Here is a 7356-nt window from a genome sequence, read left to right as displayed (position 1 = left end):
CGTGAGGATAAAGACCCTCTTATTCTTGTGACTAATCTTCTTGATGAACCAGCCGAAATGATTGCTCAATTATACAAATCCAGATGGGAAATTGAGCTATTTTTCAAATGGATAAAGCAGCGACTAAAAATAAAAAAATTTCTTGGAAAGTCTGAAAATGCTGTAAAAATCCAACTAATTACCGCAATTATTGCATATCTTCTCGTATTTTTATTTAAAAATAGCCGCAATCAAACAACGCCACTTTACTTGATGCTCGTTTGGATCAAATGCAATTTAGAAAAACCGGTGCCAGTTAATGCCTTCTATTTAGATAAAAAGCCTATGTCTCCAGAAGTGCCACTTCTACTGGAGACTAAAACTTAAACCGGACAGTAGTGCGCAAATGCGGGGATTTTTTTAAAATAACCTGATTGCAGGGTACTCGTTTATAGATTCGAAAGAGTTCAGCCCTGCATTTATATCGAAGGTCTTATGCCCTCATCCGGCTCCCTCAAAACAGGCGTATGTTGATACATGGATAACCCTGCCCGCTCCGCTCCAAGCCGCTCCTCGGAAGACAAATAACCGCCTGCAGCACGCATGCAATGATTTTTCATGTCGGCAATTGAAGCTAATTTAAATGGATTACTCAACACAATACCTTTACCAAAATACGCGTTATTAATGGATTCCTTCGAGTCACTCTCCGTCAATCCAGCTAAATGCAAATATTTCCAGCACAAGGTGTAAGCCGCACCGCATTGTGCTTCCATTTCCAAATTTTGATAACGCAATGCCAGTTGCATATAGCCATTTGCCATCAATAAATACCCGGGACATTGATGTTTTTTGGCAAAAGATTCAAGGTTATATAAAAATTCAGCCAGTTTAATCAACTCATCCTCTGTAGCCGTTCGTAGATTCATAAAGATTTGATGTAAATAGGATCGAATACTATGAAATGATAAATAGTCAGTAGATTTTACTCCAACAAAAGTAAGCGCATCCTTAGGCTGAGCAGTATTTGATTTTAATCGCAGTAAATACAAGAAATAGCCTATTACAAAATCTGCATCCTTGATACCCGGTTGAGCCATGAAACGAAAGTCAGGGAAGCCTGGTAGACGCAAATCGTTTCTGCGTTGTTCCCAAAACTGATTGTACTGAGGTTCTTTTAGCTTTGGGTACAATGGAGCATGGCTTGATAGAAATTCTGCTAACTGCTCATTATTCCATTGTTCTAAAACGTTTATAGCCTTATCAAATTCATTGTTTGTCAAAAAAGAAACAACCTTTTCTTTAGCTGGTAATTTTTCTTTCATTGCGTCTCCAAAATAAAAATTTGCACCCATTTCTTACCAATTGATCAAATCATTGTCTATAGTTGTAGATAACATGACTTACGAAAAACTCCATGTTCGAGACAAAAAACATTAAGCTTTTTTCGTAAGTCCAGGATAAGTCTAGTTGATACTATAAGGATATAGCCAGTGGACGCAGAACAAAAAGCACGAATAATCAAACGCTACATTAAGGAACAAAGCGTACGGCCTCATGATGTGAACCTGAGCGATGATGCGCTCGCTCCTTATGCTGCCCTGGATGCATTACTGGATCATATCGACCTCAACAATCAGGGCTTATTTGATTTCCCCGCTCTGGAAGAAGATGCCATTCAATGGAAAAAATTCACCAATATTCTTAATTATTCTACTGTCTTGACTCCGGGCACACCTCCAGCGCTTTCCAGTGTCAGTGAGCATCGTGCTGAATTTGGTTTACAGTACTGGCGAAACGCCAGAGATATCAGTGCATTACCCAAAGACAACTATTACGCTCGCCCTACAACTACCCCAATAGTAGCCGATGCAGAATTAACAGACGGCATCGAAAACAGCAGAGCAAAGCTTTATGCTTTGACTCAAACCTTCCCTGGCGCGACCGTGTTTGACCCAGCAAATAGTGAGCAGGTCAGTTCACGAATCAAAGCACTAAACGAGCAAATAACACCTCTGGATAACGCGAATCCTCAAAAAGCCATTCTACAAAAAAGACTGAATATTCTGTTGGATTTAAATAAAATTAATCAACTGGAGCGAATCAACATTCCACTGGACAATGGTGCCACTTCAATTTATTGCACTCTGGCTGAGGCTGCTGGCGGCGTTACAGAAAAAATTTCCCTGATTTCACTAGCCAGTGTCAAAGCCCAGTTAGGCCATCTCAATGCAAGGGAGGATTTAACGGTCGACAGCTATAATGATGACAGAGCACAATTCAAATTAAGCACAGAAGCCATAATAAAACTGCCAAAACATGGCAATATAAAAGAAGTGCAACGCGAAGCAATGGCTCTTAATATTTCCCGGCTGATGGGATTGGACACTAGCTCGTCTACAACCATTGCACATAATGGACATCCAGCCCTGTTTGTTCCTTTTGATAACATTCGTTTACTCAGTGAATTTTCATCTGGAAAAACCTTTACTGCCGGACTAGGTATCAGCGGTCAAACCTACACCCATTACTCAACAATTAAACCCGTAGGGGAAGGAATGCAGGCCGATCAATTTGTTGACGATTTTGGCAATTCATTGGCTCTTTTCTATTTGTGTAGTGATACTGATGCAGTAGGAGGATATTGCCAGAACAAAGCTCTGAGAGACAGCAGAAGCTTATTCATATTTGATCAGGTAGTGATGGACAGCGACAAATTCATTCTTGATTCCCGTTTGAGCCTGCAACCCGATCAATTCATCATGAAGCACACACGCCATGGACAGGGACGCAATCGGACACTTATTGAAGATTCATCCATGACTACGAAATTTGCAAGCATCATGCATCTAAAAGAATTAGGTGGAAAAATAATTCAATATGCTAATCATGTTGCCTGGCAGCATCGCAATCAAGCCGATTTTCTAAGAGAACAATTAAGAGGTGCATTGGATAAACCAACACGGGATAAATTGACTGATGAATTAAAAGAGGTTGTGGCACTTGAGAATGATGCCCTCACCATTAAAACAAAAATTGAAAGTCGTATAAAAAATATAGATGAGGTACTACCCAAAACAACAGGCCATGTTGGTTCGGATGAAGTTCGACAAGCGCTGATCCTGGAAAAACTGATTCATAATCCTGTACTCTTTAGCGACGATGGGCGACCCTATAAAAATCCCTGGACTACTCGACAAAGCAATAATATCGAATCCATTAACGATTTGGCTAATGGCAGCGTACAGATTAATTTTAACTCCAAAATTGCACCAGAGATGATTCAATTCATTAAACGCCATGGTGGCGGTGATTCATTGACCCTTGTTTCCCCCAAAGTGCTTACCATCAGTACAGCCCATCTCAATGCGCTTCAGGAAGGAATGTTGCATCCGGAACTCAACGTGGCTTTGGATCCAGATACCGATTATCTGGCAAATGCGGATTTAGCCTCAATTAAAGAAGCTTATGGTAAAGGGAACAGAGCCCAAATTATTGATGAGATAACAGCCTATAAAACTGTAATGAATGATGCCGAACGTAACCCTGCTGACAAGCTCGACTCGATAATGAGCACTGAAGCCAATTTAAAAGAATGGATAAGGACAGCCAAGGACAAAGGTCTGGGCATGCATGTATTAAAGAAATTCTACTTTGACGCGCAACAACAGCTGCAAAAACTGATAAATCCCTTACTATTGCCAGCACAACTTAATGAAGCATTTTCGGCTGCATTAAAGCTGGATAGAGTATCTGAATTCAACGCTGTTGTCCGAGAAGCAATAGCAAACAATAAACTCACTGATCCACAATTTACGGGATTTCTTACCGCCTGCATCCAGAAGGAAGCTCTGGCAACAAATCATTCTGATGCCGTAAGGGAAAGCCAGGCTTTATCTCTGGATGCACAACGCGTGATCGACCATTTACAATTGCCCGCAGCACCCATTCACATCCAATTAGCATCGCATGGGCCTGCAGAGGATGGATTGGCACAGATAAATCCATTAGCAGCTCTTGAAGATGACTTGGAAGCTGAGTTTGAACTTATAACGGCGCAACCACTAATCCCTGTACCTGTGCCAGAAACAGTTCACGGGGTGGTTGATGATAGAGCGCATGAGGTGACGGTTCGAATCTAGTTATTAGATAGATTGAAATTAATGCAACATAAAGTGGACTTGATGGAGCAATTATGCCAGTACATGAAAGACGCCAACATTTTCGCATCGATGATCACATCTATTTTGATTATCGAATTATTTCACCCGGTGAATTTTGTTCCGATTTATCCATATCCAATCAGCTGCTGGGTGAAAACGGACAAAAATATATGGAAGCCACTCAATATTTTCAAAATATTGATTATGAACTGGCGGAATTAACGCAGACATTAGCCGTAAGAGAACCCGCCATGGCTCATTATTTAAACCTGCTCAATGCCAAAATCGATTATCTGTCCCGCCACATCCTGATGACAGGAAAACTGCAGATGAAAAAAGTGAACATCAGTTTGGGTGGCATGGCATTCAAAACAAGTGAGTTGATTAAAGAAAAAACCCATCTAAAAATCGTTATCTACACCAAACCCCAAATGGTGCCGGTTATTGTGGACGCAGTAGTCGTTTATAGTCAGTTTCAAAATGAAGCGCACTACCGTACTGCTGTTTCCTTTACCCAATTAACGGTTGAACAGGAACAGTTGCTCTCGCAACACATCCTGCAAGCTCAGGTTAAAAGTCAGTCTGTTTGACTCCTGTATTCTTAGCTAAGGGATAGTACTTGGACTATATGAAAGATTCACGCATAATGTGCCTTCCTAATGAACTAAAGAGGCACAAGATGAGTAGAATAATTTTTTGTTGTAAATTACAACAGGAAGCGGAGGGATTAGAAAAAGCACCATTCCCCGGCGTGCTCGGCGAGCGGATTTTTAATGAAGTGTCAAAGCAAGCATGGACTATGTGGCTCTCACATCAAACCATGTTAATCAATGAATACCGTTTAAACCTGATTGAAGCCAAATCCCGTGAGTTTTTGAAAGAAGAAATGCAAAAGTATTTTTTTGGTGAAGGTTCGGAAAAGCCTTCTGGCTATGTAGCTAAAGAATAAAGGATTCTCTTATGTTCCATGATCTGCTCGAAATTAATGAAGAAGTTTTAGAAGCAATAGAACATCGCAAACCAGTAGTTGCTCTTGAATCGACGATTATCTCTCATGGCATGCCTCACCCGGAAAATTTAGATACAGCTTATGAAGTTGAGGACATTATTCGTAATCATGGTGCGATTCCAGCAACTATTGCTCTCTACCAGGGTAAAATTCACATTGGTTTGACCAAAAAGATCATGGAACATCTGGCTGAATCTACAGATGTAATGAAAGCCTCCCGTAGGGACATCGCTTATGTTCTAAGCAAAAAAATATCCGCCAGTACCACGGTTGCTGCGACTATGTTCTGCGCGCATTTGGCACGATTACCCTTATTTGTTACCGGAGGTATAGGAGGCGTTCATCAGGAGGCAGGAAACAGTTTTGATATCTCTGCTGATCTTATCGAATTATCTTCTACACCAGTCACCGTAATTTGTTCTGGCGCAAAATCCATTCTTGATCTGCCCAAAACCCTTGAAGTGCTCGAAACGCATGGAGTAGCCGTTATCGGCTTTGGGACCAATGAATTCCCAGCCTTTTACAGCAGATCCAGCGGCATACCCGTTCTTCATCGCTTGGACAGCGCCGAGGAAGTAGCACAACTGATGATGTTTCAACGTCATTTGAGTATGAATAACGGCATTGTTATTGCCAATCCCATTCCTGCAGAGGCCGAAATATCAGACGAAGAGATGACCCCTTTTATTCAACAAGCTCACCAAGAAGCAAAGCACATTAAAGGACAAGCAGTCACCCCATTCCTATTAAAACGGATTGCTGAATTAACTGCCGGCAAAAGTTTACAAGCCAATATTGAGCTAATTAAAAGCAACGCATTATTAGGCGCCCACATCGCTGTAGCCTATCAAGAAAAATTATTTTCAAAAAAAATGTAAACAATGCTTGACTCCAAACGCTTATCGGAGTTTAATACCACCCCATTGGGGCCAGATAGCTCAGTCGGTAGAGCAGAGGATTGAAAATCCTCGTGTCGGTGGTTCGATTCCGCCTCTGGCCACCATGATTTCTCTTGAAAGATCATGGTGTTGCCAAAACCTACCCCTTCATCATCCTTACCCTTAAATTCCATTGCGGAACTATAGTGGATCACAATCCAAAAAATCACAATTAAAACACCCTACTTCTTTGCGTGGTTCTTTCTAATTTAAACAATAATCAAGTCGGGTCTTGACCTGAGGTATCCCCACGAATGTGATTGTGCAACCGGTTTGATTGGTAACATTTCAAACCAGGCTGATAACGAATAGTTGATGGGGAAGTATTTAAATATTTTGCAAACACAACCTGACTAACATGCTCTTTTAATCGCAATGTTTTTATTTCTTGTGAAGTAAATACTTTAATTGGGGGCAGGCACAAAGCATCAAATTCGTGCATTGTAGTTGCATCGACAATATCTGCATCATAAAGACCCCTGGCAGAGCCTTGTACCGCATCTAAAATTGATTTCTTCATTTGGTATCCACCTTAATCAAATTACCGGCGCGAAGTGCATCAATAATTTCTTTATCTGTTAATCCAAGATAAACCTTAGCCAATTTATTTAATGCTTTCAGCTCCTTCTCATTAACATTATCTTGCTTGCTTTTAGCAAAGCTATATATGAAAAATGCTTTGTCATTTTACTGAGATACTGTGAATTAGATACATTGGCGATGGTTATGATTATCGAGGCATGGCAACATATACTGCAAGAGTAAAATTTAAAATACCTGTGTCAATCAGCCTAAATTGGATACAGATTTATAAAAACTTTAAAGGAATATATTTTTAAGTGGGTTGAAAGCAGCAAAATATTAATAAAAATCATCTGCTGCTCATAGTTATCATTAACTTATTGATTGATAGACTTGTATCTAAAACCCTACAGGTATCCTGCCAATTAAAACAAGTACCAGATAAATCACCAATATAAGCCCGATAAGACCGCTTGGCCCATAACCCCATTCTCGACTATAACCCCAGTGTGGTAAGCCACCAAGGAGAAAAAGGATTAATAAAACTAATATGATTGTTCCTAGCATGATTTCTTCCTTGTCGAGTTAGACTACATATAAATTATAGTACATTTTGAAGATTATGCTTTTCTTGAGTGAGGCAACTAGGTCATTTTTGAAATGAGTTTATCATATAACACGCCACTAAGTTTGAGTTGCAACTTAACATGGGAGGCTAATTAAGGTTACACAAAGCGCCTATGCA

The 7356-nt window shown here is 40.3% G+C and carries 8 protein-coding genes, 1 tRNA gene and 1 pseudogene; 6 read left to right on the top strand and 4 right to left on the bottom strand.

The window, feature by feature from the left end; genetic code table 11:
* On the top strand, positions 1–366 hold a 366-nt coding region (locus ELY21_RS16015; RefSeq protein WP_148111684.1), incomplete at its 5' end, for a transposase.
* A gap of 92 nt (positions 367–458) precedes the next feature.
* Here the strand turns inward: ELY21_RS16015 and ELY21_RS05525 are convergent.
* A complete protein-coding gene (locus tag ELY21_RS05525; RefSeq protein WP_127107612.1) occupies positions 459–1304 on the bottom strand; it encodes a DUF5630 domain-containing protein in 846 nt (281 codons plus the stop codon).
* 168 nt (positions 1305–1472) lie between these two features.
* Between ELY21_RS05525 and ELY21_RS05520 the strand changes: the two genes are divergently transcribed.
* From ELY21_RS05520 to ELY21_RS05500, 5 genes are all read left to right on the top strand, one after another.
* Positions 1473–4121 (top strand): hypothetical protein, encoded by a 2649-nt coding sequence (locus tag ELY21_RS05520; RefSeq protein ID WP_127107610.1) that lies wholly within the window; start codon positions 1473–1475, stop codon positions 4119–4121.
* Between the two features lie 53 nt (positions 4122–4174).
* Positions 4175–4732 carry a PilZ domain-containing protein gene (locus ELY21_RS05515; RefSeq protein ID WP_127107608.1) on the top strand — a complete coding sequence of 186 codons (558 nt, stop codon included), beginning with the start codon at positions 4175–4177 and terminating at the stop codon, positions 4730–4732.
* A gap of 89 nt (positions 4733–4821) precedes the next feature.
* Positions 4822–5091: an oxidative damage protection protein gene (locus ELY21_RS05510; RefSeq protein WP_028385343.1), complete on the top strand. Its 270-nt coding sequence runs from the start codon at positions 4822–4824 to the stop codon at positions 5089–5091.
* An 11-nt stretch (positions 5092–5102) separates the two neighbouring features.
* Entirely contained in the window at positions 5103–6029 is a 927-nt protein-coding gene (locus ELY21_RS05505) for a pseudouridine-5'-phosphate glycosidase (protein ID WP_127107606.1), read from the top strand.
* Positions 6030–6078: 49 nt separating this feature from the next.
* A tRNA-Phe gene (locus tag ELY21_RS05500) sits at positions 6079–6154 on the top strand.
* A gap of 155 nt (positions 6155–6309) precedes the next feature.
* Here ELY21_RS05500 and ELY21_RS05495 read toward each other — a convergent pair.
* From ELY21_RS05495 to ELY21_RS05485, 3 genes and pseudogenes are all read right to left on the bottom strand, one after another.
* Positions 6310–6609: a DNA-binding transcriptional regulator gene (locus ELY21_RS05495; protein WP_199741642.1), complete on the bottom strand. Its 300-nt coding sequence runs from the start codon at positions 6607–6609 to the stop codon at positions 6310–6312.
* A pseudogene (locus ELY21_RS16010) lies at positions 6606–6761 on the bottom strand (type II toxin-antitoxin system RelE/ParE family toxin); the annotation flags it as partial. The gene ELY21_RS05495 and the pseudogene ELY21_RS16010, both read right to left, overlap by 4 nt.
* Before the next feature lie 249 nt (positions 6762–7010).
* Positions 7011–7178 carry a DUF3309 family protein gene (locus ELY21_RS05485; protein WP_127107604.1) on the bottom strand — a complete coding sequence of 56 codons (168 nt, stop codon included), beginning with the start codon at positions 7176–7178 and terminating at the stop codon, positions 7011–7013.
* Between the last annotated feature and the right edge of the window lie 178 nt (positions 7179–7356).

The organism is Legionella sp. km535 (genome assembly GCF_003990085.1).
Lineage (GTDB): Bacteria > Pseudomonadota > Gammaproteobacteria > Legionellales > Legionellaceae > Legionella > Legionella moravica.
Note: the sequence above shows the minus strand (reverse complement) of the source record. Positions and strands in the feature narration are given on the sequence as shown.